The organism is Streptomyces sp. NPDC001787, from assembly GCF_040297465.1.
In the GTDB taxonomy this organism is placed as follows: Bacteria; Actinomycetota; Actinomycetes; order Streptomycetales; family Streptomycetaceae; genus Streptomyces.
Genome location: NZ_JBEOZE010000005.1, coordinates 196,099 through 221,940, shown reverse-complemented (window position 1 = coordinate 221,940; position 25,842 = coordinate 196,099). Strand labels below are relative to the sequence as shown.

Sequence of the window (25,842 nt, the reverse complement as noted above, 5' to 3'; positions counted from 1 at the left end):
CTTACTCGGAGGGGGGCGGTCCTCGTGCCCGCACACGACGCTGCCGGAAACTGCATCCTCGATCCAGTCATCGACCAAGTGCCGCAGCACTACGTCCACAAGTCGAACGCCGCCGAGGTCTACCTGGCGGAATGGACCAGGACGGGCCCCGACGCCTTTCGCATCGCCGCGAACTGGCCGTCCACGCACACCTTCTACCGTGCGGGGGCGGCATTCGACCCGCTGTTGCTCTGCGAGACGATCCGTCAGACCTTCCCGCTGCTGTGCCACGCCGCGTACGAGGTGCCGGTCGGGCACCAGCTCATATGGGAGCACTTCGCCTATCGGATCGACAGTGCCGCGTACGGTGCCGATCTCGGCCATCAGGTCGAACTCCAGGTCGAGTGCTTCGATCTGTCGTACCGGGGGACCCGGCCCACCGCTCTTTCCCTGCGCATGGCCGTCATCCGGGGCGGGGTCCGTGTGGCCACGGCGCGGACCCGGTTCACCACGCACACCGCGGGGGTCTACCGGCGGCTGCGCGGCGAGAGGGCCGACGCGTCCGCGGTGATGGCCCGTTCCGTGCCGGTCCCGATACCGGCCGCCGCCGGGGACGTACGGCGTTCCCGCGCGGACGATGTCGTGATCGGCCCCGGCGGCTCCGGTGTCCAGGGGGGTCCAAGTGCCCAGGGGGGTCCCGGTGCCCGGGGCGGGGCGGACGGCGGCAGGCGGCTCAGGGTTCCCGTCCCGCACCCCATCTACTTCGACCACCCCGTGGACCACGTACCGGGGATGCTGCTGCTGGAGGCGGCCCACCAGCTGACCTACGACCACGTCCGGGGCAGTGACGCCGGAGCCGAAATAGCCGCCCTGGACTGTGCGTTCTCCCACTACGTGGAGCTGGACGAGCCCTGTGCGCTGCGCTCCGAGCCCCTAGGCCCCGATGCCGAGGGCCGTGCCCGGCTCCGGGTCGAAGCCGTGCAGGCAGGCCGGGTCGCCTTCGCGGCCACGGTCACCACGTCGGTGACGGCCGTCGGGACCGGGGCCGACGGACCGGCAGGGGACGGTAGAGCGGTATGAGACAGCAGCCCGAGGACACACCCCGGACACCCGGCGGCTCCGGCAATGGCCCCGCCCCCGGCGAGGGAAACGCCCCCGGCGACGGATACGGCCCCGGTGAGGGGAGCGCCCCCGGCCCCGGAAACGGAACCGGCCCCGTTCCCGCCGCGCGACTCGCGGGCGTCAGCCTGCGCCATCTGCACGCCTTTCTCGCCGTCGCCGACACCCTGAGCTTCACCGACGCCGCCGCCAGGATGTCGAGCAACCAGCCCGCGCTGACCCGTTCCATCCGCCGTCTCGAAGAACACATGGGCGTACGCCTCTTCCACCGCACCACCCGCCAGGTCTGTCTGACCCCGGCGGGCGCGACCCTGCGGGAAGAACTCCAGGTGCTGCTGCCCCGCTTCGAGAAGGCCCTGTTCCCCGACGGTTCCGCGCCCGGCCTGCGGCTCGGCTTCGCCTGGCTGCTCCCCGACGAGTGGGTCCATGAGGCCATCCGGCGCTTCGAGGCGGAGACCGGTGCCCGGGTCGAGCTGCGGCGCTGCGACGACGCGGGCGCCGGAGTGGGCCGGGCGACCGTGGACGTCGCGATCCTGCGCGGCCGGCTCCGGCGCAGCGGGGTGAAGGAGACACCGCTCGGCACCGAGCGTTATGTCGCCGCCGTGCCGCGCCGGCATCCGCTCGCCGCGCGGGAGCGGGTGGACTGGTTCGAACTGGCCGAGTACCCCTTGGTGCTCAACGAGGTCACCGGTCCGATCCAGCAGCGGGACTGGGGTATCGCCCGTCGCCCCAGCACCGTCCTGCACTGCCTCAACTTCGACGAGTGCATCGAGTCGGTGGCCGCGGGCAAGGGCATCAGCGTGGTGCCCGACCTCGTGCTCCGGCGCAACGTCCACCCCTCCGTCGCCTTCGTGCCCCTGCGGGGAGGCCCGTCCATCGGCATCTCGCTGATCCAGCCGGTGCAGGGCAGCCATCCCCTGGCCGACCGGTTCGTCCGGGTCGTCCAGCAGGTCCTCGCACCGGCCGGGCGGCGGGGCGGAACCGCCGAATCCGCCCTGGCGGCTCCGTCGGCGGGGGACTGACCGCGAGGGCCGACGGACGCCGTCGATGACACGTGTGGGGTGACCGTCCGGCACGACGGTCACCCCACACGCTCCTGCCGCCCCGCGGCTCAGACCCGGCCGGGTGCCCCCGGCGTACGGGCGTCCGCGGCACGGGAGTTCACCGTGTGGTCCGGGACACCTCCCGTGAGGACCCGCACCACGGCCTGGACCGCGACCCGCCCGGCCCGCTCCTGGGCCTCCGCGGTACCGGCGCCCAGATGCGGGGTGGCGACCACGGAGTCGAAGGCCAACAGGGGGTTTCCCACCGCCGGTTCGATCTCGAAGACATCGAGTGCGGCGCCCGCCACCCGGCCCTCCTTGAGGGCGACGGCGAGCGCGTTCTCGTCGACGATGCCGCCCCGGGCGGTGTTCACCAGCCGGAGCGACGGTTTGGCCAGCCGCAGCTCCCGCTCCCCGATGAGCCCCACGGTCGCGGGGGACTTCGGCAGATGCACCGTGAGGATGTCGCTCCGGGCCATCAGCGTGTCCAGACCGACCAGCCGCGCACCCGCGGCATCGGCCCGCGAGGCCGAGATGTACGGGTCGAACGCGAGGATGCGGACCCCGAACGCCGCGAGCCGTTCCGCGACGAGGGTGCCGACATGACCGAGTCCGGCGATGCCGACCGTGCTGCCGGCCAGTTCCGTGCCCTGGTGCGCGGCCCGCTCCCACCGGCCGGCGCGTAACGCGGAGCCCGCGGGCACGACATGGCGGGTCACCGCGATGACCAGGCCCACGGTCAGCTCGGCCACGCTGAGGACGTTGGACAGGGGCGCGTTGGCGACCAGCACACCGCGTGCGGTGGCCGCCTCCACGTCCACGTTGTCCAGGCCGACGCCGGCCCGCGCGACCACCCGCAGGCGCGGCGCCGCGGCCAGCGCCTCCGCGTCCACCCGCGTACCGCTGCGGATGAGCAGCGCGTCGGCGTCCCGGAGCGCGGCGTGCAGTGCCACCGGGTCCCGGCCCTCGCACTCCCTGATCTCGTACCCTCCCAGCGGTTCCAGAGTGCTGGGGGGAAGTGGATCGGCCACGACGACGACGGGCTTGCGCACGGTGGTCCCTTTCGCTGGGGTACGGGGAGGGGAGGCGGGGCCCGGCGGCACGGGGGCGGGCGGGGTCACGCGGGTACCCGGGTGAGCGTGCGGGGCAGGTTCTCCCGCTCCCATATGGCATCCAGCGCACGGGCGAACCCGACGATCTCGTCATCGCTGTGGTGCGGTGTGGGTGTGACCCGCAGCCGCTCCGAACCCACCGGCACGCTCGGCGCGTTGATGGGCTGGACATAGCAGCCGTACTGGTCCAGGAGCTGACGGGCGACATTGCGGCACTTGACGGCGTTACCGACGAGGACGGGCACGATGTGCGCGGCCTCGGACGCCACGGGGATGCCGCTGTCGCGCAGCAGGCCCTGGAGGAGCGCCGCCTTGTGGTGCAGCGCGGCCCGCTCCGTCTCCGAGTGCTTGAGATGACGTACGGCGGCGAGCGCCCCGGCCGCGACGGCGGGAGGCAGCGAGGTGGTGAAGATGAACGCGGAGGCGAAACTCCGGATCGCGTCGATCGCCGGGGCTGACCCGGCGACATAGCCGCCCGCCGTGCCGAACGCCTTCGCCAGTGTTCCCTGGACGACGTCGAAGTGTGTGCCGAGACCCCGCTCGGCGGCCAGACCGGCGCCTCGCGGCCCGTACATGCCCACCGCGTGCACTTCATCGAGATAGGTGAACGCCCCGTGCTGGGCGGCGAGTTCGGTGATCCGCTCCAGGGGTGCCATGTCGCTCTCCATGGAGTAGATGCTCTCCAGAGCGATGATCTTCGGCAGCGACGGATCCGTACCGGCCAGCAGCTCCTCCAGATGATCGGTGTCGTTGTGCCGGAAGACGTGCTTCTCGGCGCCGCTGTGCCGGATACCGGCGATCATCGAGGCGTGGTTGAGGGCGTCCGAGAACACGACGCATCCGGGCAGCCGCCCCGCCAGCACCGTCAGCGCGGCGTCGTTCGCCGAGTAGCCGGAGGGGAAGATGAGCGCCGACTCCATGCCGTGGAGGTCCGCCAACTCCTCCTCCAGCGCCACATGGTGACGGTTGTTGCCCGAGATGTTGCGTGAGCCTCCGCTGCCGGCGCCCGCCTCGTCCACGGCCTTCTTCATGGCGGCCAGGACGAGCGGGTGCTGCCCCATCCCGAGGTAGTCGTTGCTGCACCACACGCTGATCCGCCTGCCGTCACCGGGCCCGTACTTGAGTGCGGCGGGGAAGGAGCCGGCGCGGCGTTCGATCTCCAGGAACGTGCGGTATCCGCCCTGTTCCTTGAGCGTGTCAATCTCGGACGTGAAGAATTCATCGTAATGAAACATTGATCCTCCGGTGAACTCGGCTTTCCGGATCTGGCGCCAGGAATGTATAGGCCACTCCCGGGCACAGGGAAATGTCGAATCTGCGGGGTCATGGCAGGACTGTATAAATCGAGGTCGGAGCGGAGCCGGGAACACTCATTCCGAAACTGCATAGACGGTGTGGCGGACCCATTTCTCATGATGCGGATATCGCCCTAGAGTCCCTCGGTATGAGTTCCCAGCAGAAACCGCAGCCGCGGTCGGCCGGCATGGGTGACATAGAAGAACTCGTGCGTCTGCGCGGCTATTTGCTCAGCTCGGGGAGCGGCGTCTATGTGGCCCGCACCCCCGAGGAGGACGCCCTCTGGAAGCGCGCCTACCGGGCCTGGCTCCGCCGTGTGCTCGCCGGTGACGGCAGCGGCACGGTGCAGGTGTCGGTGATCGGCGCGGCGCCCGCCCTGCTCGCCTGCGCCGTCGCCGTCGTGGACCAGCGCGCCCCCACCGCGCACTGTCCCAGCGGCAGGTCGGGCTGGGTGCAGACGGTGGTCGTCGATCCGGCGGCGCGCCGGGGCGGACTCGGGGGGCTCGTGATGGACCACGCTCTCGGCTGGCTCCGGGGCGCCGGCGCCGAGGAGGTCGTCCTGCAGACCACCGACGCCGGTTCCCCGCTGTACCGCAAGCTCGGGTTCCGGCCGTCGGGTGAGGAGCTTCTTTCCCTGAGCCTTGGAGGTGCCTGACCCATGAAGGTTCTGATCGTCGGACTCGGATACGCGGGGACGCGTTTTCGTACCGCCTTCGCGAACACCCGGGTGCCGATGGAATTCTCGTATGTGGGGCGCACACGCAAGGACGTGGACATCCCCTATTTTCCCTCCGTTTCCGATGCGTTGAACGACGGCCGTCCCGATGTCGTTGTCGTCACCGTGCCCGACATGGCGCACGCGGGCATCCTCTCCGAGCTCGACGGCTATGACGGGTTCGTGGTCGCGGAGAAGCCACTGGCGATACCGGGGGACGACCTGGCCGCCGTGGAGTCCGCGCTCGGCAAGGCGTCAGGATTCTGTCTGGATCTGGTGGAACGCTATTCCGAGGCGTCCCGCTTTCTGCGTACCCATGTTCTGCGCAACGGTCTGGAACTGGTCCGGGCGCACTTCACCTGGGGCAAGGACCGGATCAATGACCACCGCCCCACGAGCGGGGTGCAGAGCGAGATCGTCCATCCGCTGGACCTGGTCCAGTGGATCGCGGGACGGAGCGGCGAACTCGCCCTGGAATCCGCTCTGGGGACCCGCTCGGACTTCTCCGTCTCGGGCCCTCGGGTGCTCGACAGCGTCGCCCTGTCCGGGACGCTCGGGTCCGGGACCGTCACCGGATACAGCAGCTTCGTGAACATCACGCGCAAGCGCGAGGTCGACTTCGTCTTCCGCGACGCCCAGGGGGACATCCTCTACGCGGCCCTGGTCCTGGACACCCCGGCCTGGGACGCGGACCGGCTGCGCCTGTGGCGCCGTACGTCCGGGGGCGACGAGGTGATCCATGAGCTCGACACCGGGGACCGGCCGGTGCCCGCGGGCTTCGAGACGGTCGTGAAGCTGGGCCGCATGGCCCTGGACGTCACGGAGTTCGTCACCCGCGGGCGGACCCCGGAGTTCGCCTTTCCCGGCATCGCCGACGCGCTGGCCCTCCAGCACCGGCTGAACGAGATGGACGGGCGGGTACGCCACGTGCGCCCCGTCAGCTACTTCCCGCACGGCCGGACGGTCCTTGAGGAAGCCGACTGGGAGCGGCTGGGCTGACCGAGCCCCGCACTCCGGGACCGCCCCCGCCGCACCGCCCCGTACGCCGTACCGCTCCGAACGACCCGTACGACCCGTACGACCCGTACGACATCCGATCCGCAGGACCCGTACCACGTCCGGCGGCGCGCCCCCGCGCCGTCGTCGAGCAAGGAGACAGCCATGTGTGGAATCGCCGGCTGGGTGGACTTCGCCCGCGACGTACGTCAGCAGCAGGAGACGCTGGAGGCCGTCACACGGACGATGGCCTGCCGAGGTCCCGATGCCGAGGGCAGGTGGACGGACGAACACGTGGCCCTCGGCCACCGGCGGCTGTCCATCATCGACCTGGACGGTGGCCGCCAGCCGATGACCGCGGACGCGGACGGGCGCACCCTCGCCTGCCTGACCTACAGCGGCGAGGTCTACAACTTCAAGGAGCTGCGTGCCGAACTGATCTCGCGCGGGCACTCCTTCCGCACGCGCAGCGACACCGAGGTCGTGGTGCGGGGCTACCTCGAATGGGGCGAGGGCGTCGTCGACCGCCTCAACGGCATGTTCGCCTTCGCGCTCTGGGACGTCAGGACGCAGACGCTGCTCCTGGTGCGCGACCGGATGGGCGTCAAGCCGCTCTACTACTACCCGACGCCGGACGGGGTGGTCTTCGGGTCCGAGCCGAAGGCCATTCTCGGACATCCCACGGTGCCCCGGAAGGTCGGGGCCGACGGGCTGCGCGAGGTGCTGGAGATGGTGAAGACGCCTGAACAGGGCATATTCGCAGGGATGTACGAGGTCCGTCCCGGCCAGATCGTGAAGGTGGGGCGCTCCGGGCTGACCAAGCGGGTGTACTGGGCCCTGGAGGCCAAGGAGCACACCGACGACCTGCCCACCACCATCGACACCGTCCGCGGACTCCTTGAGGACATCGTGGAGCGGCAGATCATCTCGGACGTCCCGCTCTGCTCCCTGCTCTCCGGCGGACTCGACTCCTCCGTCATCACCGCGCTGGCCTCGCAGAAGCTCGCGGCGCGCGGCGACGGCCCGGTGCGGTCCTTCTCCGTCGACTTCGAGGAGCACGGCGCGGGCTTCGTGGAGGACCCGGTGCGCGGTTCCTCGGACGCGCCGTTCGTCCGGGACCTCGTGGCGCACGTCGGGGCCGACCACTCCGAGATCATCATGAACAGCGCCTCGCTGGCCGATCCCGGGCTGCGGGCGAAGGTGCTGCGGGCGCTCGACCTCCCGCCGGCCTACTGGGGCGACATGTGGCCCTCGCTCTACCGGCTCTTCCAGTCCGTGCGGGAACGGTCGACGGTCGCGCTCTCCGGGGAGTCGGCCGACGAGGTGTTCGGCGGGTACCGGTGGTTCTTCGACGACGAGGCCGTCGGGGCGGAGACCTTTCCCTGGCTCACCTCGGCGACCGGCAAGTACTTCGACGGCAAGTCGCTCTTCGACCCCGGCCTCATCCAGAAGCTGGACATGGGCGGCTTCCTGCGGGACAGCTACGCGCAGGCGGTCGCCGAGACGCCGGTCCTGGCGGGGGAGGGCGCGACCGAGCGCCGGATGCGCCAGATGGGATACGTGAACCTCACCCGGTTCGTGCAGACCCTGCTGGACCGGAAGGACCGGATGAGCATGGCCGTCGGCCTGGAGGTCCGGGTGCCGTTCTGCGACCACCGGCTCGTGGAGTACGTCTTCAACACGCCGTGGGAGATGAAGTCCTTCGACGGGCGGGAGAAGAGCCTGCTCAGGGCGGCCACGAAGGATCTGCTGCCCGAGTCCATCGTGCGGCGGGTCAAGAGTCCGTACCCCACCACGCAGGACCCGGCCTATGAGATCGGCCTGCGGAACGCGTTCACCGAGGTCCTCGCCGACTCCTCGTCGCCGGTGCTGCCGCTGCTCGACCACGCCGCGGGCCGCGGTCTGCTGAAGCGGCCGGTGGGTGACATGAGCGCCCAGTACGACCGCTCGGGGCTGGAGATGGCGCTGGGGCTGAACTCCTGGCTGTCGGCCTACGGGATCGAACTGGACCTCTGATCCCGGCGGAACTCCCGCCGTCCGGCGCCCGTCGCTGTGGCCGTCCTCGGCCCGGCCGCTCATGGACGCAGCCGCTCACCGTTCCGGCGGCTCACCGGTCCGGCCGCTCACCGATGCGGCGGATCAGCGGCTCGGCGGCTCAGCGCCGGGCGTCGGCGGAGGTGTAACCGCATCTGACCGCGAAGCCGAGGAGCTGGTCGAGCAGACCGGGGAAACGCGACTCCAGCTCCTCCAGGCGCAGGGAGTTGAAGCAGCGGGTGCCCTCGGACCGCACGTACAGGGTGCCGGCCTCGCGAAGGATCTTGAGGTGGTGGGTCATGGTCGACTTGGCGATGGAGCCGCCGAGCTCTCCTGCGGTCCGCTCCTGTCCGTCCGCGAGCGTGACGGCGATGCCCAGTCGGGTCGCGTCGCTCAGCGCGAAGAGGACGTCGGGCAGACAGACGTCCTCGATGTCCGGGTGGAAGTAGTGGCGCACCCTTCAAGAATCGCACAGCCAATCGTGTGGACGCGGTGTCCGATTTTCGCTCCTTCCGGTTGCGCGGTGGTCCCGCACCGGCATGATGTCTGTATGTCCTGCGACCTTCGAACATTGAGGAACCGGTGAAACTCGTCTACCTGTTGGGCCTCGGAGCGTTCGCGCTCGGCCTGGACGCCTACGTCACAGCGGGTCTGCTGCCGTCCATCGCGGACGACTTCGACTCGTCCGTCTCGGCCACCGGCCAGATGGTCACCGCATTCACGCTCGCGTACGCCATCGCCTCCCCGATCTTCGCCACACTGCTGTCCGCCTCCCGCGTGCGGGCCGGGCTGCTGGTCTCACTGGCCGTCTTCGCCCTGGCCAACGCCGCCTCCGCGGTCTCCACCTCCCTGACCTTCCTCCTGGTCACACGGGCCTTCGCGGGTGTCGGCGCGGGTCTCTACCTGGCTCTCGCCGCGGCGGCGGCGGCGTCCCTGGTCGATCGTGAGCGCCGCGGCAGGGCGCTCGCCGTGATCATGGGCGGGATGAGCTCGGGCACCGTCCTCGGTGTCCCGGCGGGTGTCTACATCGCCGAGCACACAAGCTGGCGGGCGACTCTCTGGCTCGTCACCGTCATCGGTGCCGTGTCGTTCATCGGGCTCGCCGTCCGGCTGCCGGCGCTGCCCGCCACCGAGTCGGTGACCCTCCGGCAGCGTGCCCAGGTCGTCGCCGACCCGCGCGTCGCGTCGATCGTCGGCGTCTCGCTCCTCGCCGCCATCGCCAGCCTCGGCCTGTACACCTACTTCGTGCCCGTCATGGCGACCGGGGCCATGGGCGGCGTCGAGACCATCACGCCCTATCTCTGGGCCTGGGGCATCGGCGGTGTGGTGGGCAGTTTCCTGATCGGCTCCCTCGTCGACCGTGTCCGCCGTCCCGCGACGCTGGTCGTCGGCATCCTGGCCATCCTCGTCGTGGCCCTGCTCGCATTCCGGCTCGCGGCGTCCATCACACCGCTGCTGGCACTGCTGCCCATCGCGGTCTGGGGCGCGGTCGGCTGGGCCCTCCAGGTGCCGCAGCAGAGCGACCTGCTCGCCGCCCGCAGCGAACGCGGCGGTCCTGTCGCCGTCGCGCTCAACGAATCGGCGCTCTACCTCGGCAGTGCCATCGGCTCGGGTCTCGGTGGCCTGGCCTTCGCCTTCGGCTGGAGCGGATCGGTCCTCCCCCTCTGGGCCGCGGGCTTCGCCGCCGCCGCCCTGCTCCTCCAGCTCACGGCGGTCCGCGCCGCCGCCGCGAAGCACCCGGTCCCCGCCACCGCCACCGCCGCCCCGGCCGCGGTCTCCGAACGGCAGTGACGGCAGCGGGACCCCGGTAGCGGGGTCAGGTCACTATGTCGCGGCGCCGCAGCGCCACCAGCCCCGCCGCGACCACGGCCGCCGCGACCGCGGTCAGCAGCAGCACCGGGGTCCAGGCCATCTCCCCGCCCGGCAGCTTCGGCAGATGGCTGAACGGGGAGAGGTTCATCGCCGCCCGGGGCAGGTCCACCGCCGGGCCGATCCAGCCGATCGCCAGGCAGATCCCGGCGACGCCCCACGAGGCCGATGCCAGCTTCGGCGCGGCCCCGTGGAGCAGGACCGCGAGACCGCCGAGCAGCCAGATCGCGGGGAGCTGGACCAGGGCCGCGCCGAGGATCTGAGGCAGCCGGTGGCCGTAGCCGAGGGCCAGGCCGAGGCCTCCGACGGCCATGATGAGCGCGGCCCCGCCGAAGGCGATGACCAGGTGTCCGGCGGCCCAGGCGATACGTCCCACGCCGCCCGCGAGAACGGGTTCGGCGCGCTGGGCGCTCTCCTCGCCGTGCAGCCGGAGCACCGAGGAGACGATGTAGAGCGCGGCCACCATCCCGAGCATCCCGGTCATCGCCGCCAGGAAGGCGTCGGTCAGCCCGGACTGTCCGCCCATCCGCTCGAAGATCTGCCGCGTCTTCTCGTTGTCGCCGACCAGGTCCGCCGCGCCGCCGGTCAGCCCGCCGAAGATCACGCCGACCACGGCGAAGGAGAGCGTCCAGCCGGTCAGCGAACCGCGCTGGAGCCGCAGCGCCAGACCGGACGCCGTGGAGATCCGCCCGGTGGCCGGGCCGGGGCGCGTCGGCAGGAAGCTCATGCCCACATCGCGCCGTCCCGCCAGCGTGTACGCGAGGGCAGCCTGCACCCCGATCGCCGCGGCCAGGACCAGCAGGACCCACCAGCGCTCGTCGGCGTAGGCGCGGACGTTCTCCGCCCAGCCGATGGGGGAGAGCCAGGTCAGCACGGAGGAGCCGTCGTCCGTGGCCGAGTCGCCCGCCGCCTTCAGGACGAACGCGGCCCCGATCACCGCCGCCGAGATCCCCTTCGCCGGCCGCGCGCTCTCGGTGAACTGTGCGGCGACGCCCGCCGTGCAGGCGAAGAGCACCCCGGTGCCGGCCACCGACAGGGCCAGGGCCACCGCGCCCGCGCCGCCCGCACCCGCCCCCGCCAGCGCGCCCACGATCACCAGGGCCAGCGCGGCGTTGGCGATCACGGCGGCCAGCAGAGCGGCGGTGAGCGGTGCGCGCCGTCCCACCATGGCGGAGGAGAGCATCTCCTGGCGGCCGGTCTCCTCCTCCTCACGGGTGTGCCGGATCACGATGATCAGGCTCATCACGGCGGCCAGCGCGGCCCCGAAGCCGACCATGCGCCAGGTGACGAGCCCGCCGAGCGAGTCGTCGAAGATCGGCCCGTACAGCGCGCGGATCGAGCTGTTGCCGCTCATCGAGGCGGCCATTTCGGCACGTTGGCCGGCTGTCCCGTAGAGCGAGGAGTAGGACTTGGCCACGGAGGAGAAGGACGCTCCGAGCGCCAGCACCCAGACCGGCATCATCAGCCGGTCGCGGCGCAGGGCGAGCCGCAGCAGGGCCCCGGTCCCGGCGAGCGGGCCGTGGCGGGGCGCCGGACGCGGCACCGCGGCGGGGACGGTCGTGAGGGTGGTCATCGCGCCGTCACCCCCTCGGGCGCCTCGTCGGCCGCGTAGTGCCGCAGGAACAGCTCCTCCAGCGTGGGCGGGGTGCTGGTCAGTGAGCGGACCCCGGAGGCGGTGAGCGAGACGAGCACCGCGTCCAGCTTGTCCGTGTCCACCTGGAGCGTGACCCGGCCGCCCCGGACGCTCAGGTCGTGCACCCCGGGCAGGCGGGTGAGCCCGTCGGGCGCGGCGGACAGCTCGGCGGTGATGCTCGTACGGGTCAGATGGCGCATGTCCGCCAGCGAACCCGTCTCCACCGTCCGGCCCTGCCGGATGATGCTGATCCGGTCGCAGAGCGCCTCGACCTCGCTGAGGATGTGGCTGGAGAGCAGCACCGTCCGGCCGCGCTCCCGCTCCTCCTCGACACAGCTCTGGAAGACCTCCTCCATGAGCGGGTCGAGCCCGCTGGTCGGCTCGTCCAGGATCAGCAGGTCGACATCGGAGGCGAACGCGGCGACCAGGGCGACCTTCTGCCGGTTGCCCTTGGAGTACGTACGCCCCTTCTTCGTCGGGTCCAGCTCGAACCGCTCGATCAGATCGGCGCGGCGGGAGCGGTCCAGGCCGCCGCGCAGCCGCCCGTAGAGATCTATGACCTCGCCGCCGGAGAGATTGCGCCACAGGGTGACATCACCGGGGACGTACGCGACGCGCCGGTGCAGGGCCACCGCGTCGTGCCACGGGTCCCCGCCCAGCAGCTGCGCGGCGCCCGAGTCGGCCCGCAGCAGCCCGAGCAGGACCCGGATGGTGGTGGACTTCCCGGCGCCGTTCGGCCCGAGGAAGCCATGAACCTCACCGGTCTCGACCGAGAGGTCGAGGCCGTCCAGCGCGTGTGTCCGCCCGAACGACTTGTGCAGCCCGGCCACGGTGATTGCCTTCGTCATGTTCTGAACGTACGCTACTTTCACAAACTTGTGAAGTTAAGGAAGCGTATAAAATTGAGACAGGACCGGCCAGGGGAGACGATGGGGCGATGAGCAGCGACAACGGCGCGGACACGCGCGACGAGCAGGACGGACGGGACGCGGAGGCCGTGTCGCGGTTCGTCGAGCGGTTCGCCGCGGACATGACCGACGCGGGCATGCAGCGCATGGCCTCCCGCGTCTTCGCGGCACTCCTCGCCGACGACGACGCCTCGATGACCTCGGCCGAGCTGGCCCTCGCGCTCCAGATCTCCCCGGCCGCGGTGTCCGGCGCGGTCAGCTATCTCACTCAGGTCAGCATGGTCAGCCGTGAGCGCGAGCCGGGCTCGCGCCGGGACCGCTACCGCCTGCAGAACGAGATCTGGTACACCACGTTCGCCAGCCGCGACCGGGTGCTCACGCGCTGGGAGGACACCCTCCGGGAGGGCGCCCGCACGCTGGGCGTGGATTCACCGGCGGGTGCCCGGCTGGCGGAGACGGCGGCGTTCTTCGAGTTCGTCCAGGTGGAGCTGGTGGGGATGATGGAGCGCTGGAAGGCCCACCGCGAGACGCTGGACCTCACGCCGGACGCGGCGAAGCCCTGAGGGCCTCCCCGCGTCAGCGGGCGCGAGGCCCCGTACGCCGGGCGCGATGCCCCGGGCGCGAGGCCTATACCAGCGGGTGCGACGTCCTGCCGGACGCCTCGTCGATCTCCTCGTGCGCCTTGGTCAGCAGCCTCATCGCCAGTTCGTTGAGCGCCCGCGCGCCCGCGATCTCCTCGCCGACCCTCTGCTGGTCGGCGTCGGAGGGGTGGCGGCTGGCGTAGCCGTGCGCACGCATCTCCGTACCGTCGGAGAGCCTCACCATGGCCGCCGCACGGGTGCGGTGGGTGTCTTCCTCGAATTCCAGCTCGATGTGCCAGCCGACAGCGGTCCGGGTCATGACGGTCACCTCCGAAACCTCGGTAACTCGGAAACCTGAGAACCCCCACGGTCCCCAGGGCCCCCACAGTCCCCAAAGCCCCCCGGCCTCTCTCTCAGAGTGCGCCTGTTGCCCTGTCCGCGCTCGCCGGGCACGGCAGCATCAGCCCCCACGCCCCCGCCCGCACCGTCCAGGTCCGGGTCCGCACCGGGCCGCCCACCCGTATGTCCGCCCGGTAGCGGAAGTCCGCGCCGGAGACCGTGACGGACGACGCCTCCGCCGTGACCTTCTCGCCCGACGTGGTGTGCACCACCACACCGGCGAGGCCGCCGTCGCCCCGGGCGGCCACCGAGACGCACTCGACCGGCCGGTCCAGGTCATTGAGCAGGACCCCGTCCGCCTCGACCCGCAGCCGGTGCCTGCGCGGCGGCGCGGCATGGCCGGGCGGCGCCGGGCGGACGAGGGACGCGACCAGTGAGCGGCAGGTGTCCCAGACCGCCGTGACGCCCGTGTGCGGCTCGCCCGGGTCCGGATGGGCGTGGTCCGGGCCGGTGCCGGGAGCCGGGGGCGGGCCGGGGATGCGCAGCTGGCCCAGGACCACGCCGTCGCTGTCGTCCACCAGCAGGTCCAGCTTCCGTACGGCCCCATCGAGGGCCGTCCTCGCCGCCGCCACCGCGCCCCGGGGCACGCCGAGCGCGCACGCCAGCTCCAGCGCGTGCGCGGCGCCGACCGGGATCAGGGACAGCACGCCGTCGGACAGCTCCCGCTCGCGGTGCAGCTGGTTCACCGCGCGCAGCAGCGCGTGATCGTCGCCGACGACCACCGGCCTTCGATTGCCCCGCCGGGCCAGGGCCCGCGCGAACTCCTCCGGACTGTCCGGAAGGCAGATCTTGGCGTGTGAGCCGGCGCTCAGCACGTCCTTGGCGATACGCACGGACTCGCCGTCGGTCCGGCGGGCAACCGGGTCGATGAGCACCAGGAGCTGGTGGTCGCCGTCGCCGGGGGGCTCTGCAGCCGACACCTCGGTCCTTCCTCGGGTAGCATCTTGGTGCAAGAGCCCCTTGCGCTATTGCGCCAGGGGCTTCGTCTATTCCGGGGCACCCGGTTCGACGGCTCAGGCTTTGCCGTACATCGTCGTGCGGCAGGTACGACCTTTACGTACGCCCCCTGACCTTGGACATGCCCCGCCCGGAAGGGGTGTACGCCTGTGCCCGCACTTGTGCTGCTCGGTGCTCAGTGGGGTGACGAGGGCAAGGGGAAGGCCACCGACCTCCTCGGTGGATCCGTGGATTATGTGGTGCGTTACCAAGGCGGCAACAACGCCGGTCACACGGTCGTCGTAGGCGACCAGAAGTACGCACTGCATCTCCTCCCCTCCGGAATCCTGTCGCCGGGATGTACCCCGGTCATCGGTAACGGTGTCGTGGTCGACCCGGCGGTCCTGCTCTCCGAGCTGAGCGGTCTGAACGAGCGTGGCGTCGACACGTCCAAGCTTCTGATCAGCGGCAACGCTCATTTGATCACTCCGTACAACGTCACGCTTGACAAGGTGACGGAACGCTTCCTCGGGAAGCGCAAGATCGGCACGACCGGCCGCGGCATCGGCCCGACGTACGCCGACAAGATCAACCGAGTGGGCATCCGCGTCCAGGACCTCTACGACGAGTCGATCCTGGAGCAGAAGGTCGAGGCGGCCCTGGAGCAGAAGAACCAGCTCCTGGCCAAGGTCTTCAACCGGCGCGCGATCGAGGCCGGGAAGATCGTCGAGGAGATGCTCCAGTACGCGGAGCAGATCAAGCCCTACGTCGCCGACACGACGCTGATCCTGAACGACGCCATCGACGAGGGCAAGGTCGTCCTGTTCGAGGGCGGCCAGGGCACCCTGCTCGACGTCGACCACGGCACGTACCCCTTCGTCACCTCGTCGAACCCGACCGCCGGCGGCGCCTGCACCGGTTCCGGCGTGGGCCCCACGAAGATCAGCCGGGTCATCGGCATCCTCAAGGCCTATACGACGCGCGTCGGCGCCGGTCCGTTCCCCACGGAGCTGCTCGACGAGGACGGCGAGGCGCTGCGGCGCATCGGTGGCGAGCGCGGTGTGACCACCGGCCGTGACCGTCGCTGCGGCTGGTTCGACGCCCCGATCGCGCGGTACGCGACCCGGGTCAACGGCCTGACCGACTTCTTCCTCACCAAGCTCGACGTGCTCACCGGCTGGGAGCAGATCCCGGTCTGTGTGGCGTACGAGATCGACGGCAAGCGCGTCGAGGAACTCCCGTACAGCCAGACCGACTTCCACCACGCGAAGCCGATCTACGAGATGCTGCCGGGCTGGTCCGAGGACATCACCAAGGCCAAGACCTTCGACGACCTGCCGAAGAACGCGCGGGCGTACGTGAAGGCCCTGGAGGAGATGTCGGGCGCGCCGATCTCCGCGATCGGTGTCGGCCCCGGCCGCACCGAGACCATCGAGATCAACTCGTTCCTGTAGGGGAAGCGGGCGCTCGCAGCACTGTGTGGGGAAGGGCCCCCGGACCGGTACGCCGGTCCGGGGGCCCTTCCGCGCGTCCGGCCGCCCGCGGGGCGTGCCGGACGCACCTCGCCCGTGCCGCCCGCGCCCGGCCGGGCAAGCAGCCGGTGGGGGAAGGTATGTGAGGGAGCGTCATGTGTCGGCTGATCCACCCGGGAATCCTCGCACAGGGGCTGCTTCGCGGCTCCGGGGAGCGTGACCAGTGGTGCCGTACCGTTACGCGGCGGCACGGCTCGGTACGGCTCGGATCAGTACTCCCCGCAGATCCGCAGTCCCTTCGGGGTCGCGCAGGGCAGATGCCCGTGCGTACGGATCACGTCCTGGCCGCTGCCCCGGCTCAGATAGCCCAGGAAACTGGAGGCCAGCGAGTCGGCGGGCGGCCGGCCGTAGGTGTACGCGTACTCGATCTCCCGGTACGGATAGGTGCTGTCGCCGATCGTGTCGACGGACGGGGCCGCTCCGTCGATCGCGATCCGGTGCAGCCCGGCCGGTTCGCTGCCGGAGCGCAGCTCGCTGTAGCCGATGGCGCCGTCCAGCCGGGCGACCGTGGCCAGGACCTGGTCGGTGCCGTCGAGTTCGCAGCGCACCACCCGGGCCCGCGGATCGTCCTTCGTGGCGCAGTCGCGGGAGGACTGGGCGGGTTCGTTGCGGTCCAGCACGCGGCGCTGGAACACCTCGCGGGTACCGGAGTTGGCGTCCCGGCTGACCAGCAGGATGTCCAGGTCCGGGCCGCCCAGACGGCGCCAGTTGCGGATCTCGCCCCGGTAGATCCGCCGGATGTCGGTCAGCGAGAGATCGCGGACCGGCACCTTGTCGTTGACGACCAGCGAGAAGAGCGAGACGGCGACAGGGGTGTCGCGGAGCTGAGGATAGCCGTCCGGCTTGGGGCCGTCGGAGAGCGCGACGAGCGCGGGGGAGCCGGACTTCCCGGCCCGGTCGCCCTGCGCCGCCAGCTCCCGTATCCCGGAGGTGCTGCCGTGCGTGTCCACGCGGACGGTGGAGCCCTCGCACTCCTTCATGTACTTGTCCGCCAACTCCCGCACGACGGGGGCGAACGCGGTCGATCCGGTCACCCGCAGCTCGCCGCGGGCGCAGTCGAGGGGCGGCGGGGTGTCGTCCCGGATCAGGATGATCGAGGCGAGCGTGACCACGCAGACGGTCAGGGCCACCGTGATCAGCCTGGCGGCCCGGCCGAACAGCGGGGGCTTGTCGTCGGGGCGGGCGGCGCTGTTCGGGGTCACCTCGCCGTCACGGATGCCGCCGGTGATCCTGATCGGGCTGCCGATGTCGGCTCCGGTGAGCAGGACCAGCAGCTTGAAGTGCTCGCCGCGGTTGAGCGGTACCCGGGGCAGCCGGATGAGAGGGCCGGTGTGCCGCATGCCGGCCGCCGGGGTGAAGTGCTCCATCAGGTGCTCGGCTCCGGGCGGCTGGGTGACCGCGATGCCGCGCACGGTGCGTCCGGTGAACTCGACGGTCAGGCCGTGGAGTTCGCGTCCCGTGTAGTCGCTGTCGGCGATGGACTGCGAGCCGTCGTTCTCGATCCGCAGCAGGACGAGCGTCGCATCGGACATGTCCGGGGTCTCGTGGAAGAGGCCGAGCCGGACGTTGGCGCGCCCCTGGCTGACGTCGCTGCCGATCGGGGTGTCCATCTGGACGCGGTAGCCGATGCGCTTGCGGCGCGGTACGCGGCGCTCGAACCAGAGCACCCCCACGGAGGCCAGTACGCCCAGGACGGCGGTGAGTACGGCCACGATGTTCTCTGCGCTGAACCACTCCACGGTTTCCCCCGCACTCCCCCTGCGCGCACGGGCGTGCGCGCGGTGCGACCATCAGTTCGTGTCACCGTACGGGCGCGCGAACCGGGCCGGGGGGACGGCGGCAGAGCGTCCGCCGATGTTCGCCCGCCGTTCAGTGAGGGCGTGCCGGACGATCTCCGCGCGGTGCTCCCGTCTGGTCTAGACCTTGACAGGTCCAGACCAGCGGGGCTTGAGTGTTCGGCACGCCGAGTCGGCCCGTCGGCTCCGCCGGTCGCGGCGTCCGGCGCGCCGCGCCGAAGGAGTGAGCAGCGCTGAACCGCATCAAGAGCCTTCTGACCGTCCTGAGCGCCGTCGTCGCGACGGCCGTCCTTGCCCCCGGAGCCTCGGCCTCCCCGGCCGCCGGGCCTTCCGCCACCGCCCGGCCTTCCGCTGCCGCCGGAATCCCCGGCGCCACGGAGCCGTGCGCGCCGCTGTGGAGCGCCTCCACCGCCTACACGGCCGGTGGCACCGTCTCGCACCACGGGCGCAACTGGAGCGCCAAGTGGTGGACGCACGGCGAGAATCCGGGGGCCACCTCCGTCTGGTCCGACCTGGGTGCCTGTACGGGCGGGGTCCCGGACTTCGTGATCAGCGAGGCGCAGTTCGACGAGATCTTCCCGGAACGCGACGCCTTCTACACGTACCAGGGCCTGATCGACGCCCTGCACGCCTACCCGCGCTTCGCGAACACCGGGACTCCCGCGACGCGCGCCCGCGAGGCCGCGGCCTTCCTGACGCACGCGGACTTCGAGTCGGTCGGGCTGAAGTACGTGAAGGAGATCAACGAGGCCAACTACTGGCGCAAGTGCGACTACAGCCGGCCCTATGGCTGCCCGGCGGGCCAGAAGGCGTACTACGGCCGCGGCCCGATCATGTTCAGCTGGAACTTCAACTACAAGGCGGCGGGGGACGCGTTGGGCCTCGATCTGCTGAACAACCCGTGGCTCGTCGAGCAGGACCCGTCGGTCGCCTGGCAGACCGCCCTCTGGTACTGGAACACCCAGAACGGCCCCGGCACCATGACCTCCCACGAGGCCATGGTCGGCGGCGCGGGCTTCGGTGAGACCATCCGCTCGCTCAACGGCGCGCTGGAGTGCGACGGCGGCAACCCCGAGTCGGTGGCGGCGCGGGTCGCCAAGTACGAGCGCGTCACCGGGATCATCGGTACGGCCCCGGGTTCCGGGCTCACCTGCTGAGCCGCACACACCCGGACGGGCCCGTCCACATGCTGGACGGGCCCGAAGGTTTTCTCCCGGGCCCGCCGGTTCCTCCAGGGCCGGGGCGGGTTGATCCGGACCGACTGCCTCCGGAATTCCCGCTGTTGAGAGCGCTTCCAGCCGTACGATCCGGGCGTCGGGGTGTCCGCGCGCACGCGCAAACCTCCGATCCGTAGATGTGTTCGACATGGTCTAGACCTTGACAGGTCCAGACCATGTCGCTTGAGTGACGGGCACCCCCATGGCGGCGTTCCACGGCCGGACGTGGCGCCGCGCCCTAAGGAGTGATCACGTGATCAGACGCGTCATGAGTCTTCTGGCCGCACTCGGCGCGATCGTCGCGACGATCGTCGTTCTCCCCGCCTCCACGGCCGCGGCGGCCGACTGCGCCCCGGCCTGGAACTCCTCGTCCGTGTACACGGGCGGCGGGTCCGCCTCGTACAACGGGCACAACTGGTCCGCCAAGTGGTGGACACAGAACGAGACTCCGGGCACCTCGGACGTCTGGGCGGACAAGGGCGCCTGCGGCGGCGGTACGGACCCGGGCGAGCCCAACCCCTCGGGCTTCGTCGTCAGCGAGGCGCAGTTCAACCAGATGTTCCCGAACCGGAACTCGTTCTACACGTACAGCGGTCTGACCGCCGCGCTGAGCGCCTACCCGGCCTTCGCCAACACCGGCAGTGACACGGTCAAGCGCCAGGAGGCGGCGGCGTTCCTCGCCAACGTCAGCCACGAGACCGGTGGTCTGGTGCACATCGTCGAGCAGAACCAGTCCAACTACCCGCACTACTGCGACGCGACCCAGCCCTACGGCTGCCCGGCGGGACAGGCCGCCTACTACGGCCGCGGTCCCATCCAGCTCAGCTGGAACTTCAACTACAAGGCGGCGGGTGACGCCCTCGGCATCGACCTGCTCGGCAACCCGTACCTGGTGGAGCAGAACGCTTCCGTGGCCTGGAAGACCGGCCTCTGGTACTGGAACACCCAGAACGGCCCCGGCACCATGACGCCCCACAACGCCATGGTCAACGGCGCCGGCTTCGGTGAGACGATCCGCTCGATCAACGGCAGCCTGGAGTGCAACGGCGGCAACCCCGGCCAGGTCCAGAGCCGCATCGACAAGTACACGGCCTTCACCCAGATCCTCGGCACGACCACCGGTTCCAACCTGAGCTGCTGACTCCGCGGTTCCCCCCACCCGGGCGGGGGGTGCGACCGGCTCCGGCCGGACGCACCCCCCGTTCCGGCGTTCCGCCCCCGTACGCCGAGGGGTCCGTACCAGCTGTACGCCGGAGGCTTCCGTACCCCGGAGGGGCGCTCGCGGGTGGGGGCGCTCGGGCCGAGTGCGCCTCTTGTGCGGCGCCGCCGGGCCTGACCATCATGGATTTTCGACCAGCCTCGGGGGACGGCGTATGGATGTGGCTTCTTCGGCACGGGAGTGGTCGTTCCCGTTCTCCACGGCGGCCCTGCCCCGGCGCAGCCTCACGATGGTCCAGGGCATCGACCTGAGCCCGGGGCCCGACCGGATGCGCGGCATGGAACTGCTGGAGTCCGAGGCGGGCCTGAGCCCGGCGCACCGGCACGCGCACGGCGTGGCGGCCCTGCTGTGCGGCATGCCCTGCCGGGCGGTTCACGCGCTGATGCAGGCAACCGGCGAGAACCCCGACGAGTGCGCGGCCTGGGTCGACCTGGGGACCGCGCTGGCCCGCGCGGGACGGCCCGAGCTGGCCGCCTGGGCCCTGTCGCGGACGCTGACCCCCGCGGTGTCCGGTCCCGACGACGGCGGAGCCCGTCCGGCCCGGCCCTATCCGGCCGGGAGCGAGGAGGAGTACGAGGCCGCCCGCCGGCTGCGGTCGCTCATGGGGCTGATCGAACGGCAGGAAGTGGAACGGGACTTCCTGCGCCTGCGGATCGCCGCCTTCGCGGAGGTCTTCGAAAAGGGTGAGGGAACGCCCGTCGTGGAGGTGTTCATGGCGCTGGCCACGGCGCTCATGGAGCTGGGCCGGAGCCTCGACGCCGCACAGCCGTACCACGAGGCGGCCTCGGTGCTGGACGAAGCCCTGGCGGCGCATCCGGGCGCGCAGGTGCTCGAACATCTCGCGACCGCCCGGATGGCCGGGGGGCCGGTCGCCGAGCGGGACCGGGTGCTGGCCGAGCTGAACCGGGTCATGCCCGGATCACGCGTGGCCCGCGAGGCCCGTCAGCCCGCCATGGCCGACCGGTACTTCAGGGAGTCGGAGGCCGAGTACGAGGCCTCGTTGCTGTACACCGAGATCTGCCAGAACCAGCAGGGCGGCCAGAACCCGGTGGAGCGGATACATCTGCGCTTCGTCTCCTCCGACCACCCGGCCCCGTATCTGGTGGCCTGGATCCGGGCCTCGGCGGACTCCGGACAGCTCGACAGCGCCCGGGGGCTGTCGAAGGCCGCGCTGAGCGGTTCGTTCCTGTCCGGCCAGGACCATCTGGTCCTGGCCCTCGAATTCGGGAAGGGCGGCGTGGAGGACGAGACCCGCGCCCACGCGGAACGGGCCCTGGAGCTGTGCGAGGACGAGGGCGAGCGCGCGGTCGCTGCGGAGCTGCTGACGAGGACCGGCGGGGGAGGCTCATGAGGGACCGGGGCGGCGCGATGATGAGCGTCGCGCTGCGCATGCTGCACATGCCCACCTTCGACGAGGTCCTGGCGGCCATCGACCGGGTTCCGGAGTCGCAACGGCCCGATCTGGCCGCGTCGTTGAGATCGATGTCGGAGATCCACCGGGACATCGGACGGCCCGTCTTCGCCGATCTGGGGGACTTCCTCGCCACGCTCTGCACGCGGGATGTGCCCGGCGGTTCCGGCCGTTCGGGCGGTCCTGGTGGTTCTGCCGGCGAGCACGTGGAGCCGGAGCCGGAGCCGGAGCCGGCCCCGGTCCCGGAGCAGGGCCGCCCGGGAGGCCGGTGGCGCGGATTCGGGCAGGGCCGGCGGAACGATCGGCGGAAACCCCGGGAGGAACTCCGGGAGCAAGGCGGGGAAGAGGGCCGGGAGGAAGCCGGGGCGAAGAGCCGGCCGGCGGATCCCCAGGACTTCCGGACGCTGATACGGATGGCCCACGCCGCCGACAGCCCGCTCACCGCCCATACGCTGCTGCGCCGCCACCGGCACCTGCTGCCGCCCTCGCCGGTGCGGGCCGTGCTCCACCTCATCGGCGACGACCCCGAGGTGCGGAACACCCACGCCCATGTGATGGGCGCCCTCGCCCTGCTGGCCGAGGACGGCGCGGGGCGGGTCACCGCCCGGTCCGACTGGGCGACTCACCTGCGCGCCCGGGGGCGGTACCGAAGGGCGCTGTTCCACGCCTCGCGGGCCGTGGCGGAGCAGCTGGTCGCCGGGGATTCCGGCTCCCTCACCAACGCGTATCTGGGGCTGGCCGCCGTCCTGGCCGAGATGGGTGACGCGGCGGCCGCGGCACAGGTGTACGTCGACGCGGTCGCCGCGGTGGAGGCCGACGGCACCGTGGACCGGCCCCATGAGAAGGCGCTCCGGGTCGAATGCGCCGGTGCCCTGGCCGGGGTGCACCGCTACCGCGAGGCGCTGCGGCAGCTCGACGCGGCGCAGGCCCTGCCCGACGTCCCCGCGGGTGTCCCGCTGCACACCCCGGTCGCCGTCCTGGTTCTGCACGCCCGGGTCTGGCGGGAAGCGGGTGCGCTCGGGGCGGCCACCGATGTCTACCACCGGATTCTCGAAACCGTCGACCGGGCGCAGCCGTCGCAGGAGGCGGTCTGGCACGAGACGGTGCTGGAGCTCGCCGGGTGTCTGGAGGAGCGGGGCAGGGACCGGGAGGCCGCGGAGCTGGTGGAGGAGTCCGTCCTCACCGGCGAGCGGACGGACTCCCGCTTCCTCGCCCCGCTGCGGCACGAGCTGGCCCGGGTCCACATCCGGCAGGGCCGGTTCGAGGAGGCCACGCGGCAGTTGCTGCTGAGCCTGTTCGCCGGAATGACGCCCGGCCCCTTCTGGCCCGGTGTGGGGAACGTCTTCGTGGCGCTGGGCGATCTCGCCCGCGAGGACGACCGGCCGGAGGAGGCCGCGGTCTACTACCGGGACGCGCTGCTCTTCGAACCGGGCAGCGCCGAAGGCACCGGAGGCGGGGAAGGCACGGGTAGCGGGGAAGGCACGGGCAGCGGGGAAAGGGAGCGGTCCGCCGTCCACGTCACGGAGCGTCTGCTCAATGTGCTTCCCGAGGGCAAGGAGCGGGACGGCCTCACCGGCCTGGTGACCACCGGCTGTGCCCGCATCCGCGAGCGGCTCGACAGGATGGGTCCCGTCGACGGTGTCCCGCCGCTCCGGACGCGGGTCATGGAGCGGCTGTGGCATGTCTCCGAGGACGACGGGGAACGCCGGGAGCTGGCGCGCGAACTGCGGTCCGGCATCGAGGGGGCCGTCGAGCGCGACGACTGGAGCGCCCTGAAGGAACTCGCGGTCCGGGCCGCCGGGGTGGTCGAGGACAGCGAGGGTGCCGAAGGAGCGGTCACCCTGCTGCGCACCGTCCTGGCCCATGAGGAGAGGCAGGGCCGCTCCGAGGACAGCATGTGGGTCAGGCTCCCGCTGGCCCGGCTGCTCGCCGGGCTCCCCGGCCATGACCAGGAAGCGTTCGACGAGCTGTGGGCCTGTCGTGAACTGCTGGGCAGACGCGGTGTCTTCGGGCCGGTGCGGATGTCCAGTGACGAGCTGGCGGGCCAGGCACTGCCCGTGTACGAGGAACTGATCGGGCTGCTCCTGGACCGGGGCGAGCGGCTGGGACTGCCGGTGGGCGGCACGGCCGAACAGCTCGCGTTCGTCCTGCACGAGGAGGGGAAGTCCCGTTCCGTCGTCGAGGGGCTGGCCCTCCACCCGCTGCCGCCGCCCCTGGGCGTGTCCCGGGAGGTGCTGGCGGAGGAGGCCGGGCTGCTCCTGACCGTGCGCCGGATCCTGGCGGGTCTGGAGAGCGGGGCGCCGACGGCCCGTGCCGGGGCCTCGTACGTGACGTCCATCCAGCAGCGGCTCGACAGCATCAGCGCGTCCATCGGCGCGGTCGCCCCGGGGTACGAGCGTCTGCGCCGCGCCCTGGGCGCCGATGCGCGGGACGCCGCCCGGCTGGTGGAGCGGCACGCGCCGGACGAGGGGATGCTCCTCGTCTCGTACTTCGTGGGGCACCGCGAGACGTTCTGCTTCGTCATCGCCTCGGGCGAACTCCGGCTGCGCACCTACCGCATCGCGCTGGGCCGGGCGGAGCTGCACACGAGGGTGGAGGCCGTCCGGCGGCTGGTGGACGGGGACGGGTCCGTGTTCCCCAGCATTCCGCCCATCCGGCCCCGCCGCCCGGTGCCGCTGCCCCTGGAGGAGCTGTCCGCGCTGCTGCTGCCGTTCCAGGACGCGCTGGGTGACCGGGAGCTGATGTGTGTGGCGCCGCACGGTCCGCTCGCCGTTCTCCCGCTCACCGCGCTCCGGCTGGCGGACGGGGCGTACGTCGGGCAGCGCGCGGCCACGGTGTACGCCCCCAGTGTCTCGGCCCTGGAGTACCTGCTCGGCGCCGGTCCCGCACCGCGCGGACGCGCCCTGTGCGTGAACGTGGCGGCGGACGAGGACCTGGCGGCCTCGGGCGACACGGGCTTCGAGTCGTACCGGCTGCCCGGGGCGGACGGCTGGCAGGTGACCGAGCTGTCCGGGCTCGCGGCGACACCTCACGCGGTGCTGAGCGCGTTCGAGGAGTGCGACCTGGCGTACGTCGCCTGCCACGGGTACGCCGGGGGCAGCGACCCCCGGGACGCGGCGCTGATCCTCTCCGACGGCCGGAGGCGCCCGAGCCGGGAACTGTCCACCCGTTCCCCGGACGCCCTGCCCTTCCTGCTGCGGGCCCGCGAACTCACCACACCGCGCGGTCTGCCGGGCACGGTGGTCCTGCGGGCCTGTTCGGCGGGCTGGCAGGCCCCCGCCCACCGGGGCGAGGACTTCACGGGCCTGACCCGCTCCCTGTTCCGCGAGGGGACCAGGACGGTGGTGGCCCCCGTCTGGCGTGTGTACAGCGGCAGTTCGGCGGAGCTGCTGGACCTGTTCATCCGCAACCGCATGGCGGGGCTGCCGGTCTGGAAGGCCATGTGGCGGGCGCAGCAGAGCTTTCTGGCCGACACCGAACGGCCGTATCTTTCGCATCCGTACCACTGGGCGGGCTTCGTCCCGCTGGGAGACTGGAGATGACCATGAGGGAAGCGGACCTCGACACCCTTGACGACCGTGCCGTGGTCCTGGCGCTCGAAGAGATCTCGTACGCCCTGGCGGCACGGCACCCGGACGGTCCCCGGGATCAGTACGAGGCGTGGGCGGTGCTGGAGGCGGTCTGCGCGGCGGCCGGTGAACTGAGCCCCACACGAAGGGAATTGGCGTCACCGGAGACCGCGCGCCGGGTGCTCTCCGCGCTGGCGGAGGACGGGCGCAGCGCCGATCTGGTCGGTCCCGTCCTCGCCGATCCGCCCGCCGACGACCAGATGGCGCTGGAGAATCTCACCGACGACCTGATCGTGCTGGGCGCGGTGGTCGGCTGGCTCCGGCTCCGGGTCGGTGTCTCGTTCAAGCGGAAGGACGGCAGGAACACGGTCTCGTTCGAGGTGGAACAGAAGCCGGCCTCCGACCGGGTCCTCCAGTCGCTGGCCCGCGCCGTCCTGGAGTTCGTCCAGCAGCGCCAGCCCTGACGGCCGGGTTCCGG

At 71.4% G+C, this 25,842-nt stretch carries 21 protein-coding genes; 13 read left to right on the top strand and 8 right to left on the bottom strand.

The genetic code is table 11. The features are described from left to right. The first annotated feature begins 24 nt into the window (after positions 1–24). Complete coding sequence (locus ABT170_RS09580; protein ID WP_351865526.1) at positions 25–1,059, top strand: ScbA/BarX family gamma-butyrolactone biosynthesis protein; 1,035 nt, start codon at positions 25–27, stop codon at positions 1,057–1,059. Then, entirely contained in the window at positions 1,056–2,120 is a 1,065-nt protein-coding gene (locus tag ABT170_RS09575; protein WP_329942801.1) for a LysR family transcriptional regulator, read from the top strand. Before ABT170_RS09580 ends, ABT170_RS09575 begins: the two co-directional genes overlap by 4 nt. Before the next feature lie 89 nt (positions 2,121–2,209). Here the strand turns inward: ABT170_RS09575 and ABT170_RS09570 are convergent, their stop codons facing one another. Both ABT170_RS09570 and hemA read right to left on the bottom strand, forming a co-directional pair. After that, the gene (locus ABT170_RS09570) at positions 2,210–3,193 is read right to left on the bottom strand and encodes a hydroxyacid dehydrogenase (RefSeq protein ID WP_351865522.1); all 984 of its coding nucleotides are present in this window, start codon (positions 3,191–3,193) and stop codon (positions 2,210–2,212) included. A 65-nt stretch (positions 3,194–3,258) separates the two neighbouring features. Then, positions 3,259–4,488 (bottom strand): 5-aminolevulinate synthase, encoded by a 1,230-nt coding sequence (gene hemA, locus ABT170_RS09565; RefSeq protein WP_351865519.1) that lies wholly within the window; start codon positions 4,486–4,488, stop codon positions 3,259–3,261. Positions 4,489–4,697: 209 nt separating this feature from the next. Here hemA and ABT170_RS09560 point away from each other — a divergent pair, with 209 nt between their 5' ends. From ABT170_RS09560 to asnB, 3 genes are all read left to right on the top strand, one after another. Beyond that, on the top strand, positions 4,698–5,204 hold the full coding sequence (locus ABT170_RS09560; RefSeq protein ID WP_329942804.1) for a GNAT family N-acetyltransferase: 507 nt from the start codon (positions 4,698–4,700) through the stop codon (positions 5,202–5,204). Positions 5,205–5,207: 3 nt separating this feature from the next. Then, positions 5,208–6,263: a Gfo/Idh/MocA family oxidoreductase gene (locus ABT170_RS09555; RefSeq protein WP_329942805.1), complete on the top strand. Its 1,056-nt coding sequence runs from the start codon at positions 5,208–5,210 to the stop codon at positions 6,261–6,263. Positions 6,264–6,425: 162 nt separating this feature from the next. Then, positions 6,426–8,276 carry an asparagine synthase (glutamine-hydrolyzing) gene (gene asnB, locus ABT170_RS09550; protein WP_351865516.1) on the top strand — a complete coding sequence of 617 codons (1,851 nt, stop codon included), beginning with the start codon at positions 6,426–6,428 and terminating at the stop codon, positions 8,274–8,276. Positions 8,277–8,415: 139 nt separating this feature from the next. Here the strand turns inward: asnB and ABT170_RS09545 are convergent, their stop codons facing one another. Beyond that, a complete protein-coding gene (locus tag ABT170_RS09545; protein WP_266922433.1) occupies positions 8,416–8,751 on the bottom strand; it encodes an ArsR/SmtB family transcription factor in 336 nt (111 codons plus the stop codon). A 125-nt stretch (positions 8,752–8,876) separates the two neighbouring features. Between ABT170_RS09545 and ABT170_RS09540 the strand changes: the two genes are divergently transcribed. After that, on the top strand, positions 8,877–10,085 hold the full coding sequence (locus ABT170_RS09540) for an MFS transporter (protein ID WP_329942807.1): 1,209 nt from the start codon (positions 8,877–8,879) through the stop codon (positions 10,083–10,085). 25 nt (positions 10,086–10,110) lie between these two features. Here ABT170_RS09540 and ABT170_RS09535 read toward each other — a convergent pair whose 3' ends face one another. Further along, positions 10,111–11,736, bottom strand: a complete 1,626-nt coding sequence (locus tag ABT170_RS09535; protein ID WP_329942808.1) for an ABC transporter permease — start codon at positions 11,734–11,736, stop codon at positions 10,111–10,113. Continuing rightward, positions 11,733–12,644, bottom strand: a complete 912-nt coding sequence (locus ABT170_RS09530; protein ID WP_329942809.1) for an ABC transporter ATP-binding protein — start codon at positions 12,642–12,644, stop codon at positions 11,733–11,735. Before ABT170_RS09530 ends, ABT170_RS09535 begins: the two co-directional genes overlap by 4 nt. A gap of 89 nt (positions 12,645–12,733) precedes the next feature. On the opposite strand from ABT170_RS09530, the gene ABT170_RS09525 reads away from it, so the two are divergent. Further along, complete coding sequence (locus tag ABT170_RS09525; protein WP_351865512.1) at positions 12,734–13,267, top strand: GbsR/MarR family transcriptional regulator; 534 nt, start codon at positions 12,734–12,736, stop codon at positions 13,265–13,267. Positions 13,268–13,331: 64 nt separating this feature from the next. Here ABT170_RS09525 and ABT170_RS09520 read toward each other — a convergent pair whose 3' ends face one another. Next, positions 13,332–13,604, bottom strand: a complete 273-nt coding sequence (locus tag ABT170_RS09520) for a DUF1876 domain-containing protein (protein ID WP_329942811.1) — start codon at positions 13,602–13,604, stop codon at positions 13,332–13,334. 94 nt (positions 13,605–13,698) lie between these two features. Continuing rightward, positions 13,699–14,604, bottom strand: a complete 906-nt coding sequence (locus ABT170_RS09515; protein WP_329942812.1) for a diacylglycerol kinase family protein — start codon at positions 14,602–14,604, stop codon at positions 13,699–13,701. Between the two features lie 186 nt (positions 14,605–14,790). On the opposite strand from ABT170_RS09515, the gene ABT170_RS09510 reads away from it, so the two are divergent. Beyond that, a complete protein-coding gene (locus ABT170_RS09510; protein ID WP_266922440.1) occupies positions 14,791–16,074 on the top strand; it encodes an adenylosuccinate synthase in 1,284 nt (427 codons plus the stop codon). 287 nt (positions 16,075–16,361) lie between these two features. On the opposite strand, the gene ABT170_RS09505 is transcribed toward ABT170_RS09510, so the two are convergent. After that, entirely contained in the window at positions 16,362–17,891 is a 1,530-nt protein-coding gene (locus tag ABT170_RS09505; protein ID WP_351865507.1) for a substrate-binding domain-containing protein, read from the bottom strand. Positions 17,892–18,181: 290 nt separating this feature from the next. Between ABT170_RS09505 and ABT170_RS09500 the strand changes: the two genes are divergently transcribed. The 5 genes from ABT170_RS09500 (at position 18,182) to ABT170_RS09480 (ending at position 25,828) form a co-directional block, all read left to right on the top strand. Next, on the top strand, positions 18,182–19,105 hold the full coding sequence (locus ABT170_RS09500; protein ID WP_329943017.1) for a glycoside hydrolase family 19 protein: 924 nt from the start codon (positions 18,182–18,184) through the stop codon (positions 19,103–19,105). Positions 19,106–19,418: 313 nt separating this feature from the next. Continuing rightward, positions 19,419–20,306, top strand: a complete 888-nt coding sequence (locus ABT170_RS09495) for a glycoside hydrolase family 19 protein (RefSeq protein ID WP_329942814.1) — start codon at positions 19,419–19,421, stop codon at positions 20,304–20,306. 232 nt (positions 20,307–20,538) lie between these two features. After that, positions 20,539–21,735: a hypothetical protein gene (locus ABT170_RS09490; RefSeq protein ID WP_351865504.1), complete on the top strand. Its 1,197-nt coding sequence runs from the start codon at positions 20,539–20,541 to the stop codon at positions 21,733–21,735. Next, complete coding sequence (locus tag ABT170_RS09485) at positions 21,732–25,337, top strand: CHAT domain-containing protein (RefSeq protein ID WP_351865501.1); 3,606 nt, start codon at positions 21,732–21,734, stop codon at positions 25,335–25,337. Before ABT170_RS09490 ends, ABT170_RS09485 begins: the two co-directional genes overlap by 4 nt. Then, entirely contained in the window at positions 25,334–25,828 is a 495-nt protein-coding gene (locus ABT170_RS09480; protein WP_329942817.1) for a hypothetical protein, read from the top strand. The genes ABT170_RS09485 and ABT170_RS09480 overlap by 4 nt, the downstream gene beginning before the upstream one ends. Positions 25,829–25,842 lie beyond the last annotated feature (14 nt).